The 23,480-nt window shown below is 64.4% G+C and carries 26 protein-coding genes; 7 read left to right on the forward strand and 19 right to left on the reverse strand.

What is annotated here, in order from left to right; genetic code table 11:
* From tnpB to FZ938_RS28330, 8 genes are all read right to left on the reverse strand, one after another.
* Positions 1-143, reverse strand: a 143-nt coding sequence (gene tnpB / locus FZ938_RS31435; protein ID WP_149201613.1) for an IS66 family insertion sequence element accessory protein TnpB, incomplete at its 3' end; no start/stop codon positions are given.
* Complete coding sequence (tnpA, locus tag FZ938_RS28300) at positions 140-550, reverse strand: IS66-like element accessory protein TnpA (RefSeq protein ID WP_149201614.1); 411 nt, start codon at positions 548-550, stop codon at positions 140-142. The genes tnpA and tnpB, both read right to left, overlap by 4 nt.
* 325 nt (positions 551-875) lie before the next feature.
* Positions 876-1,936, reverse strand: a protein-coding gene (locus tag FZ938_RS28305) for an IS630 family transposase (RefSeq protein ID WP_174757567.1) whose coding sequence is annotated in 2 segments (ribosomal slippage) — positions 876-1,444 and positions 1,444-1,936 — 1,062 coding nt in all. Because the reading frame shifts where the segments join, the coding sequence is not laid out codon by codon here.
* Between the two features lie 322 nt (positions 1,937-2,258).
* A complete protein-coding gene (locus FZ938_RS30745) occupies positions 2,259-3,224 on the reverse strand; it encodes a class I SAM-dependent methyltransferase (RefSeq protein WP_174757566.1) in 966 nt (321 codons plus the stop codon).
* 302 nt (positions 3,225-3,526) lie between these two features.
* Complete coding sequence (locus FZ938_RS28315; RefSeq protein WP_109155056.1) at positions 3,527-3,784, reverse strand: hypothetical protein; 258 nt, start codon at positions 3,782-3,784, stop codon at positions 3,527-3,529.
* A 53-nt stretch (positions 3,785-3,837) separates the two neighbouring features.
* The gene (locus tag FZ938_RS28320; protein WP_136705959.1) at positions 3,838-4,482 is read right to left on the reverse strand and encodes a hypothetical protein; all 645 of its coding nucleotides are present in this window, start codon (positions 4,480-4,482) and stop codon (positions 3,838-3,840) included.
* Between the two features lie 130 nt (positions 4,483-4,612).
* Positions 4,613-6,595 carry an adenine nucleotide alpha hydrolase family protein gene (locus tag FZ938_RS28325; RefSeq protein WP_109155058.1) on the reverse strand — a complete coding sequence of 661 codons (1,983 nt, stop codon included), beginning with the start codon at positions 6,593-6,595 and terminating at the stop codon, positions 4,613-4,615.
* 306 nt (positions 6,596-6,901) lie between these two features.
* A complete protein-coding gene (locus tag FZ938_RS28330) occupies positions 6,902-7,768 on the reverse strand; it encodes a hypothetical protein (RefSeq protein ID WP_136705958.1) in 867 nt (288 codons plus the stop codon).
* A gap of 148 nt (positions 7,769-7,916) precedes the next feature.
* Here FZ938_RS28330 and FZ938_RS28335 point away from each other — a divergent pair, with 148 nt between their 5' ends.
* Genes FZ938_RS28335 through FZ938_RS28345 form a run of 3 tightly spaced genes read left to right on the forward strand, consistent with a single transcriptional unit; the run spans position 7,917 to position 10,569 of the window.
* The gene (locus FZ938_RS28335) at positions 7,917-9,905 is read left to right on the forward strand and encodes a DNA cytosine methyltransferase (RefSeq protein WP_158282512.1); all 1,989 of its coding nucleotides are present in this window, start codon (positions 7,917-7,919) and stop codon (positions 9,903-9,905) included.
* Between the two features lie 58 nt (positions 9,906-9,963).
* The gene (locus FZ938_RS28340) at positions 9,964-10,251 is read left to right on the forward strand and encodes a hypothetical protein (RefSeq protein WP_109155061.1); all 288 of its coding nucleotides are present in this window, start codon (positions 9,964-9,966) and stop codon (positions 10,249-10,251) included.
* A 51-nt stretch (positions 10,252-10,302) separates the two neighbouring features.
* Positions 10,303-10,569: an XRE family transcriptional regulator gene (locus FZ938_RS28345; protein ID WP_109155062.1), complete on the forward strand. Its 267-nt coding sequence runs from the start codon at positions 10,303-10,305 to the stop codon at positions 10,567-10,569.
* Positions 10,570-10,666: 97 nt separating this feature from the next.
* Here the strand turns inward: FZ938_RS28345 and FZ938_RS28350 are convergent, their stop codons facing one another.
* The 5 genes from FZ938_RS28350 to FZ938_RS28370 all read right to left on the reverse strand — a co-directional run bounded on the left by FZ938_RS28350 (position 10,667) and on the right by FZ938_RS28370 (position 13,653).
* Positions 10,667-11,215, reverse strand: coding sequence for a hypothetical protein (locus FZ938_RS28350; RefSeq protein WP_109155063.1), 549 nt, complete (start codon positions 11,213-11,215; stop codon positions 10,667-10,669).
* 77 nt (positions 11,216-11,292) lie between these two features.
* The gene (locus tag FZ938_RS28355) at positions 11,293-11,559 is read right to left on the reverse strand and encodes a hypothetical protein (RefSeq protein ID WP_136705957.1); all 267 of its coding nucleotides are present in this window, start codon (positions 11,557-11,559) and stop codon (positions 11,293-11,295) included.
* Between the two features lie 121 nt (positions 11,560-11,680).
* Entirely contained in the window at positions 11,681-12,181 is a 501-nt protein-coding gene (locus FZ938_RS28360) for a hypothetical protein (protein WP_109155065.1), read from the reverse strand.
* Between the two features lie 110 nt (positions 12,182-12,291).
* Positions 12,292-13,104 (reverse strand): DUF5983 family protein, encoded by an 813-nt coding sequence (locus FZ938_RS28365; protein ID WP_109155066.1) that lies wholly within the window; start codon positions 13,102-13,104, stop codon positions 12,292-12,294.
* A gap of 108 nt (positions 13,105-13,212) precedes the next feature.
* Positions 13,213-13,653 carry a coiled-coil domain-containing protein gene (locus FZ938_RS28370; protein WP_109155067.1) on the reverse strand — a complete coding sequence of 147 codons (441 nt, stop codon included), beginning with the start codon at positions 13,651-13,653 and terminating at the stop codon, positions 13,213-13,215.
* Between the two features lie 515 nt (positions 13,654-14,168).
* On the opposite strand from FZ938_RS28370, the gene istA reads away from it, so the two are divergent.
* Positions 14,169-15,713 (forward strand): IS21 family transposase, encoded by a 1,545-nt coding sequence (gene istA, locus FZ938_RS28375; protein ID WP_109155353.1) that lies wholly within the window; start codon positions 14,169-14,171, stop codon positions 15,711-15,713.
* A gap of 11 nt (positions 15,714-15,724) precedes the next feature.
* On the forward strand, positions 15,725-16,468 hold the full coding sequence (istB, locus tag FZ938_RS28380; RefSeq protein WP_109155354.1) for an IS21-like element helper ATPase IstB: 744 nt from the start codon (positions 15,725-15,727) through the stop codon (positions 16,466-16,468).
* 351 nt (positions 16,469-16,819) lie between these two features.
* Here the strand turns inward: istB and FZ938_RS28385 are convergent, their stop codons facing one another.
* Positions 16,820-17,134: a hypothetical protein gene (locus FZ938_RS28385; RefSeq protein WP_109155247.1), complete on the reverse strand. Its 315-nt coding sequence runs from the start codon at positions 17,132-17,134 to the stop codon at positions 16,820-16,822.
* Between FZ938_RS28385 and FZ938_RS28390 the strand changes: the two genes are divergently transcribed.
* Positions 17,118-17,438, forward strand: coding sequence for a hypothetical protein (locus tag FZ938_RS28390; protein WP_136705956.1), 321 nt, complete (start codon positions 17,118-17,120; stop codon positions 17,436-17,438). The genes FZ938_RS28385 and FZ938_RS28390 overlap by 17 nt on opposite strands.
* A gap of 197 nt (positions 17,439-17,635) precedes the next feature.
* On the opposite strand, the gene FZ938_RS28395 is transcribed toward FZ938_RS28390, so the two are convergent.
* The 5 genes from FZ938_RS28395 to FZ938_RS28415 all read right to left on the reverse strand — a co-directional run bounded on the left by FZ938_RS28395 (position 17,636) and on the right by FZ938_RS28415 (position 22,389).
* A complete protein-coding gene (locus tag FZ938_RS28395; protein WP_136705955.1) occupies positions 17,636-18,271 on the reverse strand; it encodes an HD-GYP domain-containing protein in 636 nt (211 codons plus the stop codon).
* A 134-nt stretch (positions 18,272-18,405) separates the two neighbouring features.
* Positions 18,406-18,825 carry a DUF4258 domain-containing protein gene (locus tag FZ938_RS28400; protein WP_109155250.1) on the reverse strand — a complete coding sequence of 140 codons (420 nt, stop codon included), beginning with the start codon at positions 18,823-18,825 and terminating at the stop codon, positions 18,406-18,408.
* A gap of 230 nt (positions 18,826-19,055) precedes the next feature.
* Entirely contained in the window at positions 19,056-20,255 is a 1,200-nt protein-coding gene (locus FZ938_RS28405) for a site-specific DNA-methyltransferase (RefSeq protein ID WP_109155252.1), read from the reverse strand.
* A gap of 11 nt (positions 20,256-20,266) precedes the next feature.
* The gene (locus FZ938_RS28410) at positions 20,267-20,569 is read right to left on the reverse strand and encodes a hypothetical protein (protein ID WP_136705954.1); all 303 of its coding nucleotides are present in this window, start codon (positions 20,567-20,569) and stop codon (positions 20,267-20,269) included.
* 218 nt (positions 20,570-20,787) lie between these two features.
* The gene (locus FZ938_RS28415; protein WP_109155255.1) at positions 20,788-22,389 is read right to left on the reverse strand and encodes a DNA cytosine methyltransferase; all 1,602 of its coding nucleotides are present in this window, start codon (positions 22,387-22,389) and stop codon (positions 20,788-20,790) included.
* Between the two features lie 156 nt (positions 22,390-22,545).
* Here FZ938_RS28415 and FZ938_RS28420 point away from each other — a divergent pair, with 156 nt between their 5' ends.
* A complete protein-coding gene (locus FZ938_RS28420) occupies positions 22,546-23,475 on the forward strand; it encodes a hypothetical protein (protein ID WP_109155256.1) in 930 nt (309 codons plus the stop codon).
* The last annotated feature ends 5 nt before the right edge of the window (positions 23,476-23,480 follow it).

The following is a 23,480-nucleotide window of genomic DNA, read 5'->3' on the forward strand; positions in this document are numbered from 1 at the left end:
CCGCGGAAGATGAAGAGATGGCCGCTGTGCGGGTCCTGGGCGAAGCGCTCCTGAACCAGCAGCGCCAAGCTTGCCCAGCCCTTGCGCATGTCGGTGTGCCCGCTGGCCAGCCATACCCGCACGCCGCTCGGCACCGGGATCATGCCAGGGCACCGATGACGGCCGCCGCCAAGGTCGGGTCGACCGGCCCTTCCAGGCGCAGACGTGCTCCGCTGGGCAGGATGACCTCGAGGATCGCAGGGCGCGTGGCCGGCGTGGCCGGAAGCGGCAATGGCTCAGGGGGCTCCACGACCGGCGGTTCGGTTACGCTCGGCTCCGGCGTGATGGTCACCGCGACAAAGCTGGGCGGTTCGGCCACGGAGCTCTCGCCGACCTTCATCAGGTCCCGCCAGCGATACAGCAGGCTTTCGTGCACGCCCAGCCGGCGGGCCGCCTCCGTCACCACTACGCCGGGGCGGAACGCCTCCTCGACCATCCGGGCCTTCTCCGCCGGCGTGTAACTCCGCCGCCGCTCCGTCCCAGTCAGAACCTCGACCCGCTGATAAGCCATGACGTTTGCAACTCGTTTGCGTCCGCGCGATGACGCGCCACGCAAACCTCAGACGTCGGACCCTACTTTGCCAAGGCGGCGCTCACCGGAGGCGTACGTCTGTGCGGCGCCATCGGGTAGTGCAGCCGCCAATACCGTCCCGTTCGACGGGCTCGACATAGCCCCTCAGGTGAGCGACCCGCAGCAGCTCGTAGTCGGTGCTGCACCATCCCTGCCGCCGGCCGATGAACCGCGCCATGTCGGCAGACGGGGGCAAGCCAAGATCAGCGAACAGCCGGTGCCCGTCGTTGGTCACGGCCGCCAGGCTTATACCAAGACTCGTGGATCATGACCGATGAGCCCAGTCGCGCAGTCCGACAGACATGATGGTCCAGGGCTGCTCGACGAGGGCATTCCAGGCAAAGCAGCAGTGGTCGAGAATGTCCTGGTAGGACGCGAAGACGCGGTTGGAGAGCCAGTTGTCGCGCATGAACTGCCAGATGTTCTCCACCGGGTTCAACTCGGGGGATTTCGGTGGCAACGGCAGCAGGGTGATGTTGTTGGGTATCGGCAGCTTGGCCGACGTGTGCCAACCTGCCTGGTCGAGCAGCACAACGGCATGCGCGCCGGGCGCCACGGCGCGGGCGATCTCCTTCAGATGCAGCGCCATCGCCTCGCTCGTGCAGCGGGGCAGCACCAGAGCCGCCCCCTTGCCCTGGGCCGGGCAGATCGCGCCGAACAGATAGGCCGAGCGCGTGCGTTGATCGTGCGGCGCCGCCGGCCGGGTGCCACGGCGCGCCCAGCGGCGGGTGATCTTGTTCTTCTGGCCGATGCGGGCCTCGTCCTGCCACCAGATCTCTATGGGCTTGCCGGCAGCCTCCTGCGCTGCGACCTGCGCCAGCAGGGTGGGGAAGTTTTTTTGAACACCTCGGCGGCGTCGGGATCCTTGGCATGATGGCGGGGACGGGCCGACAGCTTGCGAAAACCCAGGGCGCGCAGCTCTCGGCTCAGCGTCTGCTTCGAAACCGAGACGCGAAACTCGTCCCAGAGCCACTGCAACAGGTCGATGATCCGCCAGCGCACCACCCCATGCACCGCCGGGATCGGCCCCTCCTCGACGATCTGGCGCAGCGCCACCCGATGATGCTCCGCCAGACGTGGCTGCGGGCCCGGTGCCTTGCCGGTCAATAGGCCCGCCGCTCCCGCGTCGTTGAAGCGCAGCACCCAGTCGCGCACCGTCTGCAAGCCGACCCCACCGATTTCCGCCGCGGTCGATCGCGGTTCTCCGTCATAGATCGCTGCCAGGGCGAGGAGCCGGCGGACTTGGCCGGGATCGTGAGAAGAACGAGCAAGCCGCCGCAGGGCGGCGGCATCGTAATCGCTGCGCAGCGGGACCGGAGCGGCCATGGCGAACCTCGTCGCTGTGGTCCCTCCGGTGAATCACACCGCCCCGCTCAGTGGGAATCCCTGCATGAGTCGTACTCCGCAGGACTTGGTATTAGCTTGATAGTCAAGGCGCCGATGCCGGCGGGAATGCCGGTTGTCCAGGCATGGATGAGCCCGCGCGCCAGCAGGCGCTTTTCCGGTGCAGACGCCGTGAAGCCGGCGGCGGGCATCCCGTCTACTCCGCCGGCGTCGATCCGCATCAGCTGGGCGATCTGGGGGGAGTCAGCTTGGTCATCGAACGGTACCGCATCGGGACGTCAGCACGTCGTTGAACCTTCCCATTTCACGCCGCGAGCTTGGTGCCGAAACTGGCAGAGTCAATCCGAAGTCCATGATGGACGAGGGCTTGCTCCAGCTCCCCCTTTACCGCGGTCGGCTCGGCATCTGCGTGCCAGACGCTGATGCGGCCCAGCACGCGTTCACGACAGTCCGGCGTGGCCTCGATCAGGCTGGACACTACGCGGAGGCGACCGGCATGGATCACGGCTCGGCTTGCGTCCCGAAGGATCGGTAGCGCTCGATCGACGTCGTGTGCGGCATGCGCAGGGTCGGTGATCGACAGGTGCGGTAGCGGACGACCGCCATGCATGCACCAGCGCCAACCATGATAATCCGACGCCCGTTCGTAGACGGCGCGGCACGGTGCAATCCAGCGTGTCCGCGCGTCGCCAGTTCCGTCCCGGAACCAGATCAACCATGAGTAGGAGGTTGCGCTGCTCCTCTTGGAATCCAGCCGACCCGCGAACATCGGGACGCGCTCGGCGTGAACGGCAATGATGTCAGGCGGACACTGGCTGAACAGCCGCTCGTAACGGCCCTGCCCTTCCAGGAATGCAGTTCGGACGATCACCGCCACGCCGCGGCGGGCGAAGCGGCGGGCGTGGTGTATGAAGGCTTCACCCAAGGTGAAAGGCGGGTTCGTAATGACCCAATCCGGAGCTTCCGCTTCACCGGGCGTCCAGGTCAAAAAGTCGCGAATGCTGATCGGCTGCTCGTAGATGTTCCTGGTTCCGTAATCCGCCACATCTGCGACACGCACATGCGGAGTGAACTCAAGCAGCGTGCGGGCGATATCGCCTGCACCAGCCGCTGGCTCACAGACGACGCTTCCGGATAGCGCGTCGACACCAAGGATTTGGTGCACCAGCGCCCGAACCGCCCACGGCTGAGTGGGGAGAAAGTCCAGCGCCTCGGGAGCTGACCGGCGCCGCTCACGAACAGCTGTGTTGTAGGGCAGGCTGATCGGCACGGGGGGTTGGCCCCTTCATGAATGAGGTTAAACCAGCCAGACACCATCGCTATTGCAGCTCTGGTGAACCGGCAAGGCATCGCGTAGCCGGTCAAGGAGCCCGGGCTATTCCGCGCCGTCCCGGAGACCCAGACAGCCGCCGCGGTTGTGGCGTCCCGAGCCAACGACATCTTCGATGCACATTTTGCGGACTGCCAGGGTCGCCGCTCAGCTCCCTCCTGCACCGCTTCGCCGGTTCGACCGGCGGTGTCCGGCGTCGCGGTACAACGCCAGGAGGGAACGCGGCTTGCAGCTGTGTTTGGCTACTCAGCCGCAGTGGCAACGGCAGGAGCACGGCTAAACGTCCCGTGCATCATCGCCACGCGCAGGCCGGGCGCGGCGTTCAGCGCGTCTGTGATTTGCTGGCGCAACTGCCCTGTCGGATCGATCTGCTTCATGACCGAGCAGAACTGGAAGATCTCGAGATTCCCAAACGACACGCCGCCATCCCAGCCCTTCGTATGGCCGACGAAATCGGGAATATCCAGAGAAACGCGGTCATTCGTGACGGGAGTGCTCATGGCAGTTGCTTCTCCGAAGATATGGCGGTTCTGATGTCGTGGGTGGGCGTTGGTCAGGGCGTCGGGACGTAGTCGTAGCCGGTCGCTCCGTTCACTCGCTGTTCGTCGCGGCGCTTGATGGCCTCCCACCGGGCACGGTTCTCCTGCGACTCCTCGATCCTGGCCCGGAGTTGTGCCGAACGTTGCATCGCTGAGCGCTGCGCCTCCTGCTGGAGCGCCGTTGTCCGGGAGCCCTTATATCCGGCCAGCAGGGACTCATCGGCCGCAGAGCCGTTCGTACAGAAGAATGTCGCCGAACCCACCCTCTGGATTTGCTCACGTACGACTCGGCTACTTTCGTCCACCTGACCGGCGGTCATTTCCAGAAGAGTGGCCTGTCTGCCCTGCTTCTGCTTTTCGCAGAACCTCGTGCCGGCCTGATTGATCTCCTCCTGGGTAACGTAGCGCGGATCGTAGCTGATGTTGAGGGTGTCAAACCTGGCGTCTCGGCCCGTTGTCACCGTCGGCTTTCCATCGACAAGGGGCTGCTTGAAATGATTCTCAAGGCCAGTGCTCGAGAGCAGCTGTCGTTGGGCATCGCGTGCCTGCTGCCATCCGTCCGTTGGACGAGGTCGAGAAGTCGTTGTGCAGGCGGCCAGCGAAACAGCAACCGTGGCGACGGCGATAGATCGCAGGGCGGCGGCGGGCAGTCTGTTCACGGTCGGGTACTCCAACGTGCGATGGCATCTGGTTAGCCGAATTTCAGCATTGCCCGCGACCTTGAAAGACGGCGATTTCCGCCGCCTTTCGCTGGTGTGGCTGTGCCGTTCGACCTTCGATAGTTGTACCTCAGGCGGCTAAGAAGGCGAAGAGGTCGCCTTGCCCGATCGACATGTTGGCTTGCCGCCGTTGCGCCGGCACCACCTTCGCCGGGATCAGGGTGGCAGCCTTCAGCCGATTGTGCTCACCATCGGAAATCGAGCGGGTGAGCAACTCCGCGGCCGACGTGCCTGGGCCGAGGCCTGCGTCAGTAAGACGCTGGGCGTGGTCAACCGTGTTCGCCAGTTCCTGCAGCCGTCCGGCGGCGAGTGCAATGGTGCCGAAGCGTAGGTAGAACTGTACCGCCACCGTCGGCCCGAAGCGTCCGTTGTGGTAGACGTCGAGCAGGCGGTCAGCCTCGAAATCGAAAATCATACGAGCGGATTCGGCGTCAACCGAGAAGGTCTCCTCCTCCTGGTGTTCGACGCACGTTTGCGCGGTGACCGCAGGCACATCCCGGCCAGGGCGCTCATAGTAGAACGTGGTCAGCGGGTCGTAGAGCGGGTGCAACATCCGTTCATTCGTGGGAAGCGCAACCCAGCGCGCCTCCGGCATACGCAGATCGCGCCGGTTCGGCTGAACCTCGATCTTGGGGATCTCAAAGCGAACACCCCGCTTGGTCACGTCGCGCCAGATGTGCAGGGCCTCAAAGGGGACGGAGGCGCCGTAGCGTGCCCACATGAAGTCGATTGCCAGCACCTGCTCAGGGCTTACGAGTTGGAACTGCGGCTTTGCCATACGCGTCGCCCAGGCGATGTCAGGCGTCCCAGCGGCTGCCATCGCGCGCATATAGGGGTCGGACCACGACACGGCTTCACCGGCGTAATAGGCCCAGAGGTCCTCGTCCAAAGCGGCGGCCCGCTCCCTCTCGCGGGCGTCGATCGTCAGGCAGATACCCAGCAACTCCTGGACCATGGCTGGGGAGTAAACGTCGGCTTGGATCCGGACGTGCCCGGTAACCGGGTCCGTGGTTCTGGCCGTCCAACGCCGACGATCGAGATCGTACTGGGTCGCCACGAGGAAGTCGCGCAGGTCATTGAGCGGCTTCATCCAGGCATACTTCGGGTCCCGAAGCATGATGGTCATGCTCTTGTCGCTGCTGCCCGATACGGTGCAAAGCGCGCAGCCAAATCGGCTTCCACAGGCGGAGGCGGCAGACTTACCGGATGAGACCACTGGGCATTCGCCGGTGGCCGCGCGATAGAGGTCACGGGTCTGGTCGAAGTTCGGTGCATAGGCTTCCAGCGCCCGCCCGTCCCCAGCCAGGGCAAGGCATTCCCATACCTCATCCGTATCGAAGTCGGCGATCAGTGGCAGCGTCCGTTGACCGTCCCCGGCAACGGTAATGACGCGGGCCGCGTCGCCCCTGCGACCCATCCGATCGGCTCGGCTGGTGGACTCTGAAAAGCGGGTGCCCAAGAGGGTCACCACGCTCTCTCGGTCCAGGGACGCGGCAAGCTCGGAGATGCGGAAGAAATCGCCCGGCTTCGCAGTCCGAAGCATCGCCTCGTATTCCGCTTTCAGCTCAGGCACCAGCTTGCGCAGTTCGCGCATGTTCGCGCGGGCTTTTAGCTCGACGCTGCAGTCTCGGCTTGCCGAATTCGAAAACGTGGGAACCTTGCGCATGCCGATCACGGCAGTCATCCACGACGAGGCCAGGGTGGGACGCCCAACGCGTATCCGCAGAGGGATCGCGTGTCGACGAGCGTAGCGTTCCAGCAAGGAAATCTGGCTCTGGACGTGCTGATGAATGACAGGGTTCTCAATGCCGGTGTCTGCGGTCTGCACGGTCAACGGGTGGCGCAGCGGGTTCTCGCGTACCGCATCATGGTGGGCCAGCAGCGCGATGGTGAGCATTGCCGTGCTGTCCTTCCCGAAGCTGACCGCAACGGCGAGAGGGACATCCTTTTCGATGAGATCGCGCACTGCATGATAAGCTGCGGCGATCTTCTCGACGGTCTCAGAAGAGAACTTGGCATCCAGCAGCTGGTCTGTTGAGAAAAGCGCAGTCATGGCGGCGGCATCGGTCAGTGATTTGATTCAGCGATCATACCATATCGTACAGAGAGCACAACAGCGAAAACATGCATCCGGGCCATAACGGATAATTACAATCAACCATTAATCTCTCGGATATAACCATTGTCACGGCCTGACAATGAGGGCGCGTGATGCGCACCTTGATTGCCTCGACACAGCCGGAAATTCCGCCGACCACGTTCCGATGCGAGTTCATGACCGAGATGGATCATCTCTCGCCCATCAAAGCCTATGCGGCCCTGGTGTGGTTGGTGACGATCGCCGCGCCAGCCGTCGGCTTCAGAACATGGACAGCTGACCACGCTTGTCGACCGTCCAAACCGGCGCCGCATTGGCGGCGACCAGCTCTGCAGGTGCGACGCGGGAGTCCGGTTCACAGTGCTGCTCATCGATGTCCTCGACCGCCTGCGGAGCGGATGCGCCACACACCTCAACCGCGTCGCTACTGGTTCCTGCCTTCTCGGAGCCGTCCCGACCCAGCAACTTCAACAGCACGGTCGGAGGCAGCATCGAGAAGCCGGGGCCGCGAGGAAGCGCATCGACGAAGGCGCCCCAGGCGGCGATGTCGATGGCCCTTCCACGCTGGCACAGGCGGGCAAGTAGGCGGCAAGTCAAAGCACAAAGGCGGTGGTAAGCCTGCGCGCGTTCGACCAGAAACTCGGGGGTCCAGTGCGAACCGGGGTCGAGCGGCTTGGCATGGCCCATCACTATGAAGAGAGCCAAAGCCTCGGTTGTGGTTGCGATCTCCCGCAACAGCTTGTCCTGGTCCGACGGCGGCGCGAGGTAGGCTTGGTTGACGGCAGCGGAGATCGCGCCCTCTAACATGATGAAATCCGAAAACCGCTGGTCCGGGGTGCGTCCTTTCGGCGATCCCGCCTTTGCTTCCCGAAGCCGCCGGAGCGCCGAAGCACGCTGCTTGTCCGCCTCCTTGGCGATTTCCTCCAGCGCAGTGGGTGAGGGAAGCGGCTGGCAATAGTGCGACCGGTAGCCAGTCGATGAGACCGGGCAATAGCCGAAGCGGACGGCGTGCAGTGCTTGGTCAGCAACACGCAGTGGCACGCCACGAACCTGGATGACGGTTGCGGGTAATTTTTCCCCGGCGGTGGGAGATGCGGTCTTAGAAGCGAGCTGAGAGGAAGCGGCCATCTTTCTTGCCTCTTTGTGTTGGAACCCAGCCTTATCGGCCCGTGCGGCGTGGGTACAAATTACCCTTGCCAGAGGAAGGAGGCAAGAGCTATATGGGAGCAGTCGGGTACAAATTACCCGCTCCGCCCATAGTGCTGAGGTCATGTCCATGGCGATGTCCGTTCACCCCCGCCCCATTTCCGTTCCGCACATGCCAGCTCGTTCCCGCGCGCGCCGCCGTAATGAGGCGCGTCGCTCAATGGGACGGGCGGAGAGTCCTGCGGCGCAGTTTTCGTTGTCCTTGAAGTCGACTGCGGACGATGAGCTGGACGTTGACCTGTTTGCCGGTGGCGGCGGCGCATCGGAGGGAATGGAGCAGGCCCTTGGCAAGCCCGTCGATCTAGCGGTGAATCATGATGCCGCTGCAATCGCCATGCACGAAGTCAATCATCCTCGTACCGAACATTTTCATAGCGATGTGTTTGAGGTCGATCCCGTAATCGCATGTAGAGGCCGCAGCATACGAAATCTCTGGGCATCGCCGGACTGTCGTCATTGGTCAAGAGCGTCAGGTAAGGCGCTGAGAAGTCCAAAAATCAGGGGATTGATGTGGGTTGTTATTAGATGGGCGCGTCTCCCGGATTGGCAACGCCCGAAAGTTATTTACGTCGAGAATGTTCCAGAGATGCTGACCGCAGGCCCCACCGAGGACGAGCCGATCCTCTATCCATTCCCTGACGGCTCCGGGGTTCCACCGGACAGCCAAAGCGCGCCGGCTGAAGCACTGAAAGGGCTCTACTTCCGACAATGGCGGAAGGAGTTGGAGCGGCTCGGGTACCATCTGGAGTTCCGCTGCCTGGCGGCCCATCACTTTGGTGTCCCGACCATTAGAACCCGCCTGTTTATCGTCGCACGCCGCGATGGCGTCCCAGTCGCCTGGCCGACGCCGACCCATGGCGACCCACGTTCTGACGAGGTTCGCACGGGCTTGTTGAAGCCCTACACCCCGGTGTCCACCTGCATTGACTTCTCCTTGCCCTCCAAGAGCATCTTCGGTCGGACGAAGCCGCTCGCGCCCGCCACCTTGGACCGCTTGGCCCATGGTGCGCACCGCTTCATGATCGCATCGTCGATGCGCGACGGTTACGAGCCGTTCGTCGCCACGCTCAACCATGCAGGCAAGGGGTTCCGGGGCTTCGCTTCGACCCAGCCGGCCAAGACCATCACCGCCGCCCGCGACGCCCATGGGCTTGTGCTTGCGGCCACAACGCAGATCACCCAGCGCGGCAGCCGGTCCATCAAGGTTCGGGATCCACGCGTGCCGCACCCGACGATCGTCACCAAGAACGAAAGTGCTCTTCTCACCAGCCACGCGCACCCCCTGTCGGGCGCAGACACTGGCAGCGTCGCCTATCTGGCCCAGCACAACACGGGCGAGATTGGGCACAGCTTGCTGGACCCCGCCTCCACCATCACCACAACGGGCAGCCACCAGCAGCCGGTTACCGCGACCATCCACAAGCTCCACACCCCGAGTGTCGGACAGGGGCTGGAGGGCGCTCACCTTGTGGTGCTCAAGGGTACGTGCAAGGACGGCCGGGCCCTTGATAGATCGGCTCCGGCTGTTCTGGCGTCCGGAATGCACCAGGGCCTCGTCCAGACCAGAATGGAGCCAGTTGGTAGGGCCTTAGACGCTGTGAGCGTTACCTTCGAGGACGCTCTCCTGACTGCTTTCGCCAAGCGACTGCATGAGCAAATTCGGGCCGTGCGGCGGTTCCTGGCGCGCGTCGATTGGAAGAGCACGCGCGGCCTGCGCAAACTACCGCCGGCGGAGCCGGACGCCTTCTTGACCGCGCTCGCTGCCCAACTTGGCTATGTAGGCCCGGCGACCGAACTGCCGCACCTTTTGGGCCTCTGCCGCGTGAAGGGCGAGTGGTTCCAGATCGTCGACTTGTCGATGAGGATGCTGGTTCCGCAAGAACTGAAGCTCATCCAGGGCTTCCCCCCGGAGTACGTCATTGATCGCACTTCCGACGGTCGCAGTCTGACCCAGGAACAGCAGATCGCCCGGATCGGCAACAGCGTGTGCCCGGAGATGGCCCGAGTGCTGGTAGCGGCAAACTCGCCGCCGCGCCGCCGGCTGCAGATCGCCGCCTAAAGAACGCTGTGCGCTACCACCACCTCCCTCACCGTCGAACACGAACAAGGACCTGACCATGGACCGTAGCTCGCGCCCCGAAGTTCGAAATCCTGTTCTCGCCCTGCCGGCTGTTGCCAGGCTGCTCACGCTGCAGCCGGAACTCCGGCTTGCCCTCTCCGATGTCCTCCGCGACCTGTACCTGGACGCGAAGGTGCGCGCCGAGAAGTCTTGGACCAGAAAGAAAGGCCCTCTGGCCGTGTACTGGAGAGCTGTGGCGGTCTATGCGCTCCACATCAGCCGTGCGGTGCGGCCGACGAAAGCGGAACTGCGATCGCGCGTTGTCGATCTCAAAGCAGCGGCGTAAACCTGTTGCGCAGACCGGCGCGCAGCCGGGCAGATCGAGGATCAGGACGCTATGAGCAGCACGCCGCCGGATTCCCGCCCCGACGCCGGCCATGACTGGGGCGCCATGACGCCCGAGGCATTCAATGACTGGATGGACGCCATGGGCTTCGAAACGCGCGAGGAGGCCGCGGCGGCGCTGAGGTTGTCTGTCGAGTCCATCAAGCATTATCGCTCCGGCCGCCGCGGCGACGGCAAACCGGTCGTATACCCGCTCACTCTCGCGCTCGCGTGCACTGCGCTGTTCCACCGCCTTCCGCCGTGGACCGTCCGGCGCTGAGGGAATTCCTTGCGCCACGGTCTCAGTTTGACGGTGTGGCTTCGCGGAAGGACGGCCCCTCCCCACCGGGAGGGGTGATGAAGGGCCGTCTGGAGGCTCAGGGTGCGGACAGGAATGCCTGCACCGGCGCCTGGGTCTCCTGCAGCTCCCGCTCGCCCACGATCACCGCAGGTGTCGTGGTCGCCAGGTAATCGACCGTGAATGTCAGGTTGGGCCGGTCGTCACCCCGGTCCAGTTCGTCGCCGATCTCGTCGGCGATGAACCGGGACCCCTCCAGGGTATGCCCTTCATTCAGGGCATACTGGAGCACCTCAGTGACCCATGATGGAGCCTCGCCGGCAGCCAGCCGCCATCCGGTGAACCATTGGCCACCGACATTGACCAGCTTGGGCACGGCGATCATGGGGATCTTCGCCACCTGACCTTGGCGCGGACCGTCGATCCACGAGACGCGCAGCACCGGCTGCACGACATCGAGGATGCCCGACATCGAGCCATCCTCGCCGATCGGGCCGCTTTCGCCACCGTCCCAGCTCACATCGACGAGCCCGGACAGGATTGAGTCGCGCCAAACGTTATCCAGGTGAAAGTAGGTGAAGCCATCAGACGTGACGAAACGTCGGACGGTCTCTTGCGGGGTGCTCATCGAAGTTCTCCTCGGACGGGGAGCACGCCGGTTCCCATTGGGGAGGCATGGTCCCCATGGGTTTGTGGTGATGTGGGTCAGGCGGCTCTCGCAAGGCGAAGCAGCTTGCTGGTATCGGGTAGCTGGGGTCTGGGCTCCGGGACGTTCTCCCGAATGATCCGACGGAGCGCGTCCAGCGAGTGGGCATAGAGGGCGTCGACCACGGGGCACGAGCCTTTGCCACTCAGCTCGGGCATGCCGAGCGCAACCAGCTCCCGTATCGCGCGCAGAAAAGAGATCTTCTGGACGCGGTAAAGGAACACGATGGCGTACGCACGAGCACGGGGGCTTTCCTCATTCAGCATGGGATCCTCCATTGGCGGGCGCACGACACCCATCCCGGGGCGTGGTCGCCCCGGTGGGGTTAAGTGTCGCTGCCGGCGGAGGGCCGGTCAGCGCGTGCGATGTGGCGAACCTGAGGGACGCTCAGGCAGCCGCTTTGGCCGAAAGCCGTTGCGTGTGCAGCCGCAGGCGGCATCGTCCTCGGTCCAGCCAGGCCCGAGCGAACTCGGGGTCCAGCGTGAAGCCGCGGCGGCCGTCCATTGCGGAGCTTGTAACGGAAAAGCCAGTCCAGCTTGCGCAGGAGTGGTCGAAAAACGCCCAGGCTCCGTCAAGTTCAAGCTGCATCAAGTCTCCTGCTTCCGCGGTGCCGCCCGTACCGACCGGCAGGTCGGTTCGGATCAGGTCGGAGAACTTGGCCTCGTGCGTTCCGATCCGGAACAACACGTCGGCAGCCCGGTCCGTGGGCGACCGTTCCCATTCAACAATCTCTTGGATGTGAACAGAATGGCCGGCCCAGAAGCCGTGCGCCTCGAGCCACTTACGCGCCGGCATTTCGGCGCAGTAGGCGCGCATTGGGCCGCCGACCGCCTGGTAGTCGAAAACGACCAGCGAGGCGGGGATGCCCTTGAGCGTCAACTTCTTCATCGGGAGTCCTCCTTGGACGATGGGGACGGAGTGCGCCCCCACCGGGAGACGCACCCGGTCGGGTTGGTGTTGTGTGCCGCGCACGGAGCGCAGGCGTGAATCAGCGCCGATCAGCGAGCCGGCGGCGTCGCCGGGTACTCACGATAGGTCCGCTGGCCTCCCGCGGCCGAGAGCGACCGGTGGCGGAAGATGTGCTTCCAGGTGCCGTCGGGCTTCTGGGTGGTGCCGAGATACTGCCAGCTATGGCACCCGTCGGTGCTGAGACAGACCGGATCGCCGAACTCGGCGACCAGGGCCGCCCAGGCTTCGTCCCAGGGGGGAGTGCCGGGCTCGGCACAGAAGTTGGAAGCGTCCGCCACCACCTCCGCGACGGGCTCGGGCTGCTGCGGAGGGGCTTCCGGAACCTCGACGGCACCGGCCTCATCGAACGTCGGAAGTTCGCTGTCCTCCTCGGCATCGCAGTCGAGGAGCACATAATCACATCCGAGTTGTCGGGCGCGATCCAGGATGTCGAGCAGGCACTGCGGCACGGTGTAGCTCGCCAGCGCATCGGGTTCCGACACGTAGACGAACCATCCGTAGGCGGTGGGATAGACGACCATCCCCTCGCCACCCTGTTCCAGATGATCCCTTCCCTCCGCGTCCAGGTGAGCAGTCGAGAGGTCAAGGAACTTGCGGACATGCCCCGGCGCCGGCAAGGACGATAGGGCAGAAAACGCATCCACGGCCTTCTGAATGGCCTGCATTGGCTGGGAGAGGTTTCCCTTCCCCCAAGCGCCGATCAGCGCCTCAGCAGCCGCCTGCAGCCCGGCATAGGCCGCCAGCTCGCGCTTGGCCTGGATGATCTCAGAACGGTTCGCAGCATCGTCAAAGCCGGGCGACGTTTCGGCCAAGGCAAAGACGGTGTCGAAGTGCTTGTTCATGGTCTGCTTCCTCGTTGTCGCGAATGGACGATGATGCGAGGAGGCAGTTCTCCCCTGGTGGGGAGGAGACCTCCCCGCAGGGTGTTTGTGTGTCGCGCCCGACTGCTGTCAGGTGAACTTTTCGACGAGGTAGAAAACGGCGATGATGGTGCCGATCGACCCCATTGTCTTGTAAAGTTGGTTGTTCATCGCCTTCATGATTTCAAGGCTACTGTTTCGGATCTCGGTGGTGAGCTCAGCTTTGACCAAGTCGATGCGAGCATTGAGCCGGAGCTCAACGGCATCGACCTTATGGTCGAGCTTGTCAACGCGGCCGTCGAGCTTGTCGATGCGGTCATCGAGCTTGTCGATGCTGGCGTCGAGCTTGTCGAAGCGGCCGTCGAGCTTGTCGATGCCGCCCTTCAGCTCGGTGACAGAAGCCTCCATACCGGACCTCTCCTGTTTGAGCTCCCTGAGAACGCCGCGCAGCGCCTTGGTGAACACCTCGGCATTCGGCGCGCCGCCAGCGCGAAGCTCTTCCTCGTACTCGAACAACCTGTCGACAGACATAGTAGCACAACTCCCTTACGGAAAGAGGAGGGTTGCCGGCCCAAAGGGCTGACCCTCCGGGGCTGTTCGAGGAGGCGGATTTCCCCTGTGTGGGGAGAATGCCTCCCCAGGGGATCATCGGCGACGAGTGTCGCCGGATGCCGTGGCACTGAGGCCGCGGCGTGAGCGCTGGTTGTTTCAAGACCCCAACTAGGTCCTCCAGCCGAAGCTGGACACTTTGCAAACGCTGCAGCATGCAAGCGGCGCTAAGTGAGCCCAATGTACCGGTCCGACGCTGAGTGCGATAGGGCTGCGAATTCCGACATCATCCGGCCACCCATTCCGATTTGATCCCGGCCACTGATTCCGACATCAAGTCGGCCACCCGTTCCGATCGGCTTCCGGCCACCGGTTCCGATTGGGATCCGGCCACCCCTCTGGTTGCGGAGAGGTGGGGGCTGGGATGACACCTTGCCCGACAGGTCAGCATCAACCGATGCATCGCTCTTTCCGTCCCAAGCAGGAACGAAGACGCGATGAGCAAGAAGAGGCTGACGATGAGGCAAATCCGAGAACTGCTGAGGCTCAAGCACGACCCCAGGAAGCTGAGCGACCGGGCCATCGCCCTTCAACTCGGGGTCGCGCGCAGCACCATCCAGGACTACATGGCCCGGATCACCGGCGCCGGACTGGACTGGCCCTTGCCCGAGGATCTCACCGACGCCGTGCTGGAGGAGCGTCTGTTCGGGCGCCCCGACACCCAGACCGGGATCCGGCGGCGCGTCGAGCCCGATTGGCCGACCGTCGCCCGCGAACTCAAGCGGCCAGGGGTCCATCTCCTCATGCTCTGGGAGGAGTATCGCCAAGTCCATCCGGACGGCTATGGGTACAGCCGGTTCTGTGATCTGTACCGCGAGTTCGAACGCAAACTGGCGCCGACCATGCGCCAGCATCATGTCGCCGGGGAGAGGGTCTTCGTGGATTTCTCCGGCAAGACCATTCCCATCATCGACCCGCTCTCCGGCGAGGTGCGGACGGCGGAGTTGTTCGTGGCGGTGCTGGGCGCCTCCAACTACACCTATGCCGAGCCGACCTGGAGCCAGAGCCTGCCGGACTGGATCGGCGCGCATGTCCGTATGTTCACCTTCTTCGGCAAGGTGCCCCGTCTCGTGGTGCCCGACAATTTGAAGGCCGGGATCCAGCGCGCCTCCTTCTACGATCCCGAGGCGAACCCAACCTACGCCCGGATGGCCGAGCATTACCGCGTCGGCATTCTTCCGGCACGCCCGCGCAAGCCGCGCGACAAGGCCAAGGTCGAGGGCGGCGTTCGTCTGGCCCAGTCCTACATCCTCGGGCGCCTGCGCAACGTCCCCTTCTTCTCGCTGGCGGAGTGCCAGAAAGCCGTCAGCGAGGCCGTGGAGCAGATCAACACCCGTGTCATGCGCAAGCTCGGCGTCACCCGGCGCGACCTCTTCCTTCAGATCGAGCTTCCGGCGATGGCGGCGCTGCCCGAGACGCCGTACGAATACGCCGAGTGGAAGCGGGCGCGCGTCAATCTCGACTATCATGTCGAGGTCTGCGGCTTCTTCTACTCGGTGCCTCACGCTCTGATCCGCCAGGAAATCGAGGCCCGCGTCACCGCCAGCACGGTGGAGGTGTTCCATGCTGGCCAGCGGGTCGCCGTCCACGTCCGCCGCTTTGGCGGTGCCCGCCACGCCACCCACCCCGATCACATGCCGAGCAACCACCGCTTCTACGCCGGGTGGAGCGAAGCGCGGTTCCGACGCGATGCCGCCGCCATCGGCCCGAACACCGAGGCGCTGATCCTGGCGGTGCTGGCTAGCCGCCGCCATCCCGAACAGGGCTTTCGCTCCTGCCTGGGCATCCTCAAGCGCCTGCGCGGCGTCGATGTCGCCCGTGCCGAAGCGGCCTGTGCTCGGGCCGTCGAGATCGGCGCGCTGTCCGCCACGAGCCTCGGCTCGATCCTGGACAACAATCTCGACCGCAAGCCCCGGCGCCAAGCCGCCGATGCTCCGCCCCTGCTGCACGCCAACATCCGCGGCGGCGGCTACTTCCATTGAGGACGTCAGCCATGCTGAACCACCCCACCCTGGACACCCTCTACACCCTGGGCCTGCACGGCTGCATCAAGGGCTTCAAGGCGCTGGAGGCCGATCCGGCCGCCGCCACCCTGTCGCACGCGGAATGGCTGGGACTGCTGCTCGACTACGAGACCACGGGGCGCCAGCAGAAGCGCTTCGAGGCGCGGGTCAAACGCGCCAAGTTACGCCAGGAGGCGGCCATCGAGGACGTCGATTACCGGGCAGGCCGTGGCCTCGACCGGGCGCTGTTCCTGAAGCTGGCCTCCTGCCAGTGGATCCGCGACCACCGCCATCTGATCCTCTGCGGCCCAACGGGCATCGGCAAAAGCTGGCTGGCCTGCGCGCTCGGCCACAAAGCCTGCCGGGAAGACTTCTCGGTTCTCTACCAGCGCGTTCCCCGGCTCTTCGCCGCCCTCGATCTGGCCCGGGGCGACGGGCGCTACGCCAAGCTGCTGGCCAGCTTGGCGCGCACTGACCTGCTGATCCTCGACGACTGGGGACCGGAAACCCTGACGGCGGATCACCGGCGTGACCTGCTGGAGATCGTGGAGGATCGCCACGGGCGCGGCTCGCTGCTGATCACCAGCCAAATCCCCACGGACCGCTGGCATCAGGTGATCGGGTGTCCAACCTTGGGCGACGCCATATTGGATCGCATCGTTCACGCGGCGTATCGCATCGACCTCACGGGCGAGTCGATGAGGAAAATCCAGCAGCCGAAGGACTTCGACTGATCCCGCAGGCGCCCGGCGCTCGCCCCCACTTCCCACAGGCCCCTCCCAGGGGCGCCGCTGCGTCAGCTGAGGAGGGCACTCCGCGGCGCCCCTGGGACCCTCCCGTGGAAAGCGGGGACGACCGCTGCGAACGGCACAACCTTGACCAGAAATGTCCCGTCATGGGATGAAGCACGTGACCTGTTGAAGCGACGTCACCCACCTGGCCGACATCCGATCGGTACAGGTGGCCGGGATCAAATCGGAACAGGTGGCCGGATCCAAATCGGAATCCCTGGCCGGATAAATCGGTATCCGCAATAGGGCCGAAAGGCGACGGTTTTGCACGTCTTTCGACCCGTTGGAACTGACCTACCGACCGGCACCGCTGCTGAAGAAGAACCCCCGCTCCGGTCTGTGCGAGAAGCAGGTGGTGTCGCTTCCCGCATCGATCCTGAACGGCTCCGGGGCCGCGTAGGTACTGCGCACCCAGCGGCCGACATACCGGCGCCCGCTGGGCGTTTCCTGGATCTCGAAGTCCGTCACAACGTCGAGTGCCAGGATGACGCGGCCGTTCTGAAAGCAGATCAGTCCAGCCTCGGCGTTGCCTCCGCTCTCGGCGCCGGCGCCGCCGTGGGAGGCCACCACCAGTGCTGCAGCGATGGTTGTCATGAGCATCGACCGCATGTCGCCCTCCCGTCGTGGTGCTTCAGTGTTCAACACCGACGGCAGGTGTTTGGATTTGGGGCAGCCGAACCGGTTGTTCCTTTTTCGGAAGCGGCACTTCGCGCTTTCAGGTCCTGAAGGCGCGCCAGTTCACATCGCCGCGTTCGCCCTGCTTATGGTCAGCCGAAACGATTGCAGCCCGCCTGTACCTGCCTTCCGCGAGGGAGAAAAAAGGCGTCTACCGCGCCGTCGCGCACCGATACTCGAAAAAGCAAAGGCCGGTAACAACCACGAGAACAACGGAGATCAATATGAAGTCTGGTAGTAGTAATTCATTGCCGTCCAGATATGCGAGCGCAGTTGCGGTGATAGAGGATATCGACATTACCAAACACACCCGCGTGAACATCCTTGCTATCGACGCATGGGATGTCATTCTGTCCCCTCCTCGAGTGCAGCCTAGCAACAACAAGCACATCACAGAACACGGCGGTACTCGCGTGCGGCGGCTTGTCACCCTCTTCAGCCGTAGCGGGCCTCTATTAGGCGATGATACTGCTCGAAGCAGTGCAGGAGTCGTGGATCAAACATCGTCGGTCGGACCCGCTCGTCCCCGCGGAGCATGATAGCGACGGCCTCATCATGGCTCAGCGCTGGCTTATAGGGCCGGAGCGACCGCAGGGCGTCGTACACGTCCAGCAGCCTCACGAGGCAGCCGGCAAACGGAATGTCTGAGCCGACCAGATTGAAGGGGTAACCGCTTCCGTCAAAGTTCTCGTGATGGGAGAGCGCCATGGCCGCCGCCACCTCACACACGGGCTGCAGACGCAGGTATCCCATAAGGGTGTGCTGCTTCATCACATGACGTTCATCGACGGAAAGGGGGCCACCTTTCAGCAGGATCCCGGCCGGAACCCAGAGCTTGCCGACATCGTGAAGACATGCCGCACGGGCCCAGCGCTGGGCGGTCTCAATGCTGAGTCCGACATGAACGCCAAAGGCCTCGACCAACATTCCTACGCGCTCATTGTAGGCGCCCACCCCAGCGGTATCCTCCCCGAACAATTCCTGGGCTTGCGCAATGGTGTGCCTCAGGCTCATCGCCGCTGCCGGCTCGCTGACGTCGACGCGGCGAAGCGTGGATGCCGATTGTCTCAAGGTACCCCCCTTGTGTTTGGAGGGGACTCTAGCAGCGCGGCCGACACCAGCGCGCCGCTGAAAGGCGCAGCGATTCGACGTCTTTCGGCACCGTGCGTCGTGTGACTGGCCAGCGGCCTAACCAGGAGGATGAGCTATCGGCGATCGAGCCACATGACGGTGACCACCTTCGCCGGAGAGGGCCCCTGCGTCAGGCTCACGGCCACGGCCGCGTCCCGGCCGCCCACGCGCCGGCTGAAGTTCACCCGCCATTCACCGTCGGCCGCGCCGGGCTCGACCTTGTAGGGCATGCCCTTGGAGATAATCTCCAGGGCCTCGCGCTGAGCAATGTCGCGCTCCGACATTCGGTCGCTGTAGGCATGGGCCGTAAAGATCACTTTCTCCTCCCGCAAAAGATCGACGGCGAGACGCGCCAGATCGTCCAGACGCGGCGCTGACCATCGGATCGGCCGCCGGAACAGGAGGACCTGCGCCGGCGTCGACGGCTTTTGCGGCCGCGGCAGAACGAAGCTCGGAACGGTAGTCTGGGACCGCGTATTATGAGCGGGCAGCATGGGCGATCTCCATGATGACGGAGGCTCCATCGGCGCGCAGGGTGTGCGCCAGTCGGCGGGCTCGCTGTTCAGCGATGCCCGGGTCGGCGTAGCGGCGCTTCAGAGCGCCCCCGTAACCGGAATTGACGAGGAGCCACGGGAAGGTTGGGCAACGCGCGCTGTCGTCAGAGACAGACACTCGAGAGCGCGGACCGTTCAGGATGCCGAAACCTCTCATGGTCTTCTCCGTTTCACGCGACCGACTGCAGCCCATCGGGCTCGAACCGGCCAACGCCTCCCCGCAGGTAGGTCAGGCTCTGTTCGATGGCGATCCACCGACGCTGCAGGCGTTCCGCGACGGCCGCGGTCGTAAGACTGCCCGCGAATGGGTCGCACACCGTGTCACCGGGCTCTGTGGTGAGCTTGATGAAAGGCTCGACGATCGCCTCGGGAAAGCGAGCCGGGTGTGCCGGCAGTCCGTGGTCGCGGCAGTAGCGCTGGTAGGCGCTGTTCGAGGCGGTGTTGGGGGCGATCACGAGATTCGACATGATACTGCCCCCGTTGTCGGCTCCGAAGGCACCTTGGGCCAGTACATGCCCCGACGGCCGCACTGCGCCCCTCTCGCCACCTTGTGCCAAGCGCTTCTGCATGGCTTCGCTGTACGGCTGGAGGCAGTGCCGGTTGTTGGCCTTAGGGCTTTCTGACCGCGACAACCACCAGAGGCTCTCGACCTTCTGCGCAAGCCGAACTCGCTTGACCGTGACCCACTGCGCCGGCGACGGCAGGGCGGCCGGATTGTGCCAGTGGCAGCGCTGGGCAACGTGGAAGCCCAGGTCGTCCACCAGCTTCAGGATAAGGCGCTCTTGATACAGGCTGAGGGCCGGCCTTCCGGGTTGCCACGCGTCGCCGAGGTTCAGGACCAGCGAGCCGTCGGGTGTCAGGCAGCGGTGAAACTCCCTGGCAAGGCCAGTCATCCAATCCAGATACGAACCGACGTCTTCAGCCGTCTGGTAGTCCTTCGTTGTCAGGATCGGATATGGGGGGCTCGTGAAGATCAGGTTGAGCGATTGATCCTCGATGTGGCCGAACGCGCTCTCGGCCTGCGCCCATACCGCTGCGCCATTTTCCGTCTCGTAGACGGTGACCACGATGCCGGGCATAGCGAAGCGGAGGTCCTTCTTCCCTTTCGCAGTGAGACGCCAGAAGTTCCGAACCGATCCATCCAAGTGTCCGGCCAGGAGTGCCTTCTGGCGGCACCACCGTACATCCCGGTCGAAGGCGCGGTAGGTGCCGGATGGCAGTTGCACGGTCTCGCGACGCTGCTCCTCGGAGAGCTTCAACCGGTCGGCGACGGCGGTCACCGCCTCCGCCGCCGTGAGCCCCTTGGGAGCGTCGTCAAGGACCTCCAGCAATGGAAGCAGAAGCTGGCTCTGTCGAGTGCGGTTGGTCATGCTTCCGTTCCTCAAAGAGCAAGAGCGAACTGGCCGGTGGTGACCACCGAAGCCATGTGGGGCTGCACCGCCGACGCCGGGCGCGGTTCCGGCCGGACGGCACCCTGCGCGCGCCGCGGGGCCCTCGGTGGCGCGTGGTCAGTCGTGGCCGGCGCGGCGCAGGTCGGAGAGACCGGAGCGGGATGTGCGGCCCGTTGAATGGTCTCGCTTAGGGACACGAGATGGTCGACGAGGCTCGTGCTGCCCTCCAGCACGTCATCCAGCGCCACCATCACCATCTCGCTGGCTGGCAGGATGGGGTCGGAAAAGCTCATGAAGAGGCACCAGCGGCCAGCCGTCGGCCAAGGGAGGGTGAGGCTGACGCGGCACCCAGTTGTGCCGTCGAGCCGCTCTTGAAGGCACCTCACGCCGCGCTCCAGTTGCTCGTAGAGCGCCTCGGCGCCAGGGAGCCCGAGCCTTGCACAGGCTTCTCGGACGGTCTTCCAACCAGCGTCGGAGAAGGAATTTGGGAAGAACCGCATTACCGCCTCCCTCACAGAGCGAGCGCAAGCTGGCCGAAGTCGGCAGCGTGCTTGCAGGAGCGGGATGGGCGGCGGAGCGGGAGAACTGCAGCAGATGTGCGCGACGGAAGCGGCACTACGTTGCTCCCGGTGAGCGGAGCGAGCACCTTTCCAAGGGCGCGCCCCAGGGCGTGGAAACAACTCCACACAGCGCCCTGCCCTAGCAGTTCATGCGCGGCGGTGGCGGAGCGGCCGTTGATGATCGCAGCGGCGAGGTCATCCGGGATCGACTTGACCCGGGCGTGCTCCGCCGGCGTCAGCAGGCGGGAGAGCGAAGCGTCGTGGGGGGCCTGCAGGGACGGCTCGCTGGTCCGGTGCTTCCAGTACGACCGGCCGATCGTGCCGATGGTGGTGTTGTCGGCGGTCACGATGTTGCGCTTGAAGCTGTTCCCCTTGGTCGCCTGCGCCTCAGCGTGCCGATCCAGATAGGCATGATCCTGCCAACGCGGATCGCCCGGGGGCACGTCTTCAAGGATGTCCCCCAGCCGGGTGGCGGAGCCGGGTTGCGCTGGCACCTCGAAGGTATCCGGCGCCAGTCCCTCGCTGATGCCGATCAGCGTCCAACGCCGACGGGCTTCGATAGCGCCAAATTCCGACCCGACGAGCGGCACTTCAAAAACCCTGTAGCCGAGGCGCTTGAGTTGCGTGCGAATGATTGCGGCGGAGGCCGTCGAGGCGTACTGGGGGACGTTCTCGATCGCCGTGATCGGCGCCTCCGACGCGCGCAGCAGCGTGAGGTATGCGTGGCAAAGGTGCCCCGCCTGCTCGTCCGCTTCCGGCATGGTCAAGCGCTTGCGTGCCCGCCCGGCGACACTCGCCGCGGTGCACGGCAGCCCGGCCAGGAGGACGGACAGCTTGGGCATGATCTCGGGCTCGATCTCGTCGATGCTGGCCTCAATGCTCATCCGGCAGCCCTTAGTCGCCGGATTGGCGGTGACCGCCACGTCCAGCCCCTCAGGATCGATGTCGACAGCCAGCGCCGCCTCAGTCGCGATACCCGCCTCGTGCAAGCCGGCATGGACGGCATGGTCGATGATGCCGGCGCCGATGCACAGGGTTCCGACCGACAAGGGGCGGCCAGCGCCGAGCCGATCCCGCAGGTCCGCTTCGCGTTGCGCCTGAGCCACTGCCAGCGGCGGCAGCGTCACCTCGATCTCGCGCTCGCGGTAGATGACGCGGACCTTCTCCGCGGCCCCGAACACACGATCCAGAATGGCACCTGCAAGGTCGATGATAGGGCGGATCACGCCGCCCGAACGGCGGGTGCGGCTGCTGACCATGCGCTCACCGTCCGGGCGCAGTTCGAGGACGATCTTGCGTCCCGCGGCGTCGGTGCGGAGGTGAAAGCGAGAGCCGGGCTCAAAAGCAACAAGCGATAAGCGCGGTCCCTCAAGCCAGAGGCGGGACTTACCCTTGTTGCAGCCAATGCGGGCGTGGGCGATGTGCATGATGGGGAACCGATGCGGTGTGGGGATGGTCCAAATCCTGCCATATCGTACAGAGCGCAGCAAGCACAAAATCGTACAGAGCGCATAACGCAGCGTCTGGCCAATGGCGACGACTGGCGTCAGCATCGGACGGAGAGTGCGCCCCGTCTGACAAAGACACAGGATCAAACCAAGAACAATGATGATGCTCGCGCTATCACTGTTCTCTGTTCCGAATTCCCGGTGTTTTACCGATACTTTGGGCAGGCACCACCCCGCCGCACGCTCTCAACGAGGATGGCTATGAACGATCCCAGCTACGGCAAGACCATGGGCAGCCTACTGACCCTGTCGGAACTGCGCCAGGACCTCGCCACCGCGATATTGGCCATGGGCGACCTGATCCACCTGATTGGACGCTCTGATCTGGCTGAGCAACTGGTGGGCGCACCACAGGGGCTGTCCTACCTCGACAACATGGAACCAGAAGCGCTTGATCTCACGTCTCTGGAGGCTGCCCAAGCGATGGAGCGCCTCTACCACGTCTGCTTTGAACCGAAGCTGGGCATGAAGTTGGACGCGCTCGGCGGCGACTTGCTAATGCTGGAAGGTCTCATCGGAGCCCTTCCCAGCGAGTTCCCAGGCGAGCCGGTCAATCTGCCCCGAACCAAGGAGCGACTGCGTCGCTTGCACAGCGCTGGCTGGGCGCGCAGCACCATTGCGTTCATGACGCGCTCAATTGCGGATGGGGACATCGACGAGGGCTCCAGGCGGTGTTGGGCCCTGACCGTGGCCGAGATCGCTGCGATTGCGCAGATGGACGAACGCTCGGTGCGGAACAAGGTAGGCCCGGCCAGTCGCACCCCTCTGCGGTCCGTTCCCCACCCGCTCGGAATGAGCCGTCTTGTTCAAGTCGATGGCTTCGAAGCGTTCGGCTGGCTGATCGGCCGGCGCATGTTCCGGCCGGTGCCGCTCGACCCGGGCGTGTTCCAGAAGGCTGTCGCCAGCCCGGTAGACCGCCACCACCTCGGTATGGTCCTCGGCATTCTCGGCTGGTCGAACATCGGCCCGACCAATTACCTCGCCAAACGTCTTGGCTGGATGGTTGGCGAGGTGGAGGGCTGGATCAAGCACGGCCCCACCAAGGAGGAAACGAAGGCACGAAAGCTGGCGGGCCTGCTCGGCCTCGATCCTGACGCCTTGGCCGCCTCCGTCGTTCGGCTTGGACGCTGACGGTG

It is taken from the genome of Azospirillum oryzae (assembly GCF_008364795.1).
Lineage (GTDB): Bacteria > Pseudomonadota > Alphaproteobacteria > Azospirillales > Azospirillaceae > Azospirillum > Azospirillum oryzae.

What these genes read in the sequence shown, in the direction of transcription:
- tnpA (WP_149201614.1), bottom strand. Translation starts at nt 550, where the DNA reads ATGGCTTATCAGCGGGTCGAGGTTCTGACTGGGACGGAGCGGCGGCGG.
- FZ938_RS28315 (WP_109155056.1), bottom strand. Translation starts at nt 3,784, where the DNA reads ATGAGCACTCCCGTCACGAATGACCGCGTTTCTCTGGATATTCCCGAT.
- FZ938_RS28325 (WP_109155058.1), bottom strand. Translation starts at nt 6,595, where the DNA reads ATGACTGCGCTTTTCTCAACAGACCAGCTGCTGGATGCCAAGTTCTCT.
- FZ938_RS28330 (WP_136705958.1), bottom strand. Translation starts at nt 7,768, where the DNA reads ATGGCCGCTTCCTCTCAGCTCGCTTCTAAGACCGCATCTCCCACCGCC.
- FZ938_RS28335 (WP_158282512.1), top strand. Translation starts at nt 7,917, where the DNA reads ATGGCGATGTCCGTTCACCCCCGCCCCATTTCCGTTCCGCACATGCCA.
- FZ938_RS28340 (WP_109155061.1), top strand. Translation starts at nt 9,964, where the DNA reads ATGGACCGTAGCTCGCGCCCCGAAGTTCGAAATCCTGTTCTCGCCCTG.
- FZ938_RS28345 (WP_109155062.1), top strand. Translation starts at nt 10,303, where the DNA reads ATGAGCAGCACGCCGCCGGATTCCCGCCCCGACGCCGGCCATGACTGG.
- FZ938_RS28350 (WP_109155063.1), bottom strand. Translation starts at nt 11,215, where the DNA reads ATGAGCACCCCGCAAGAGACCGTCCGACGTTTCGTCACGTCTGATGGC.
- FZ938_RS28355 (WP_136705957.1), bottom strand. Translation starts at nt 11,559, where the DNA reads ATGCTGAATGAGGAAAGCCCCCGTGCTCGTGCGTACGCCATCGTGTTC.
- FZ938_RS28360 (WP_109155065.1), bottom strand. Translation starts at nt 12,181, where the DNA reads ATGAAGAAGTTGACGCTCAAGGGCATCCCCGCCTCGCTGGTCGTTTTC.
- FZ938_RS28365 (WP_109155066.1), bottom strand. Translation starts at nt 13,104, where the DNA reads ATGAACAAGCACTTCGACACCGTCTTTGCCTTGGCCGAAACGTCGCCC.
- FZ938_RS28370 (WP_109155067.1), bottom strand. Translation starts at nt 13,653, where the DNA reads ATGTCTGTCGACAGGTTGTTCGAGTACGAGGAAGAGCTTCGCGCTGGC.
- istA (WP_109155353.1), top strand. Translation starts at nt 14,169, where the DNA reads ATGAGCAAGAAGAGGCTGACGATGAGGCAAATCCGAGAACTGCTGAGG.
- istB (WP_109155354.1), top strand. Translation starts at nt 15,725, where the DNA reads ATGCTGAACCACCCCACCCTGGACACCCTCTACACCCTGGGCCTGCAC.
- FZ938_RS28390 (WP_136705956.1), top strand. Translation starts at nt 17,118, where the DNA reads ATGAGCATCGACCGCATGTCGCCCTCCCGTCGTGGTGCTTCAGTGTTC.
- FZ938_RS28385 (WP_109155247.1), bottom strand. Translation starts at nt 17,134, where the DNA reads ATGCGGTCGATGCTCATGACAACCATCGCTGCAGCACTGGTGGTGGCC.
- FZ938_RS28400 (WP_109155250.1), bottom strand. Translation starts at nt 18,825, where the DNA reads ATGCTGCCCGCTCATAATACGCGGTCCCAGACTACCGTTCCGAGCTTC.
- FZ938_RS28405 (WP_109155252.1), bottom strand. Translation starts at nt 20,255, where the DNA reads ATGACCAACCGCACTCGACAGAGCCAGCTTCTGCTTCCATTGCTGGAG.
- FZ938_RS28410 (WP_136705954.1), bottom strand. Translation starts at nt 20,569, where the DNA reads ATGAGCTTTTCCGACCCCATCCTGCCAGCCAGCGAGATGGTGATGGTG.
- FZ938_RS28415 (WP_109155255.1), bottom strand. Translation starts at nt 22,389, where the DNA reads ATGCTGACGCCAGTCGTCGCCATTGGCCAGACGCTGCGTTATGCGCTC.
- FZ938_RS28420 (WP_109155256.1), top strand. Translation starts at nt 22,546, where the DNA reads ATGAACGATCCCAGCTACGGCAAGACCATGGGCAGCCTACTGACCCTG.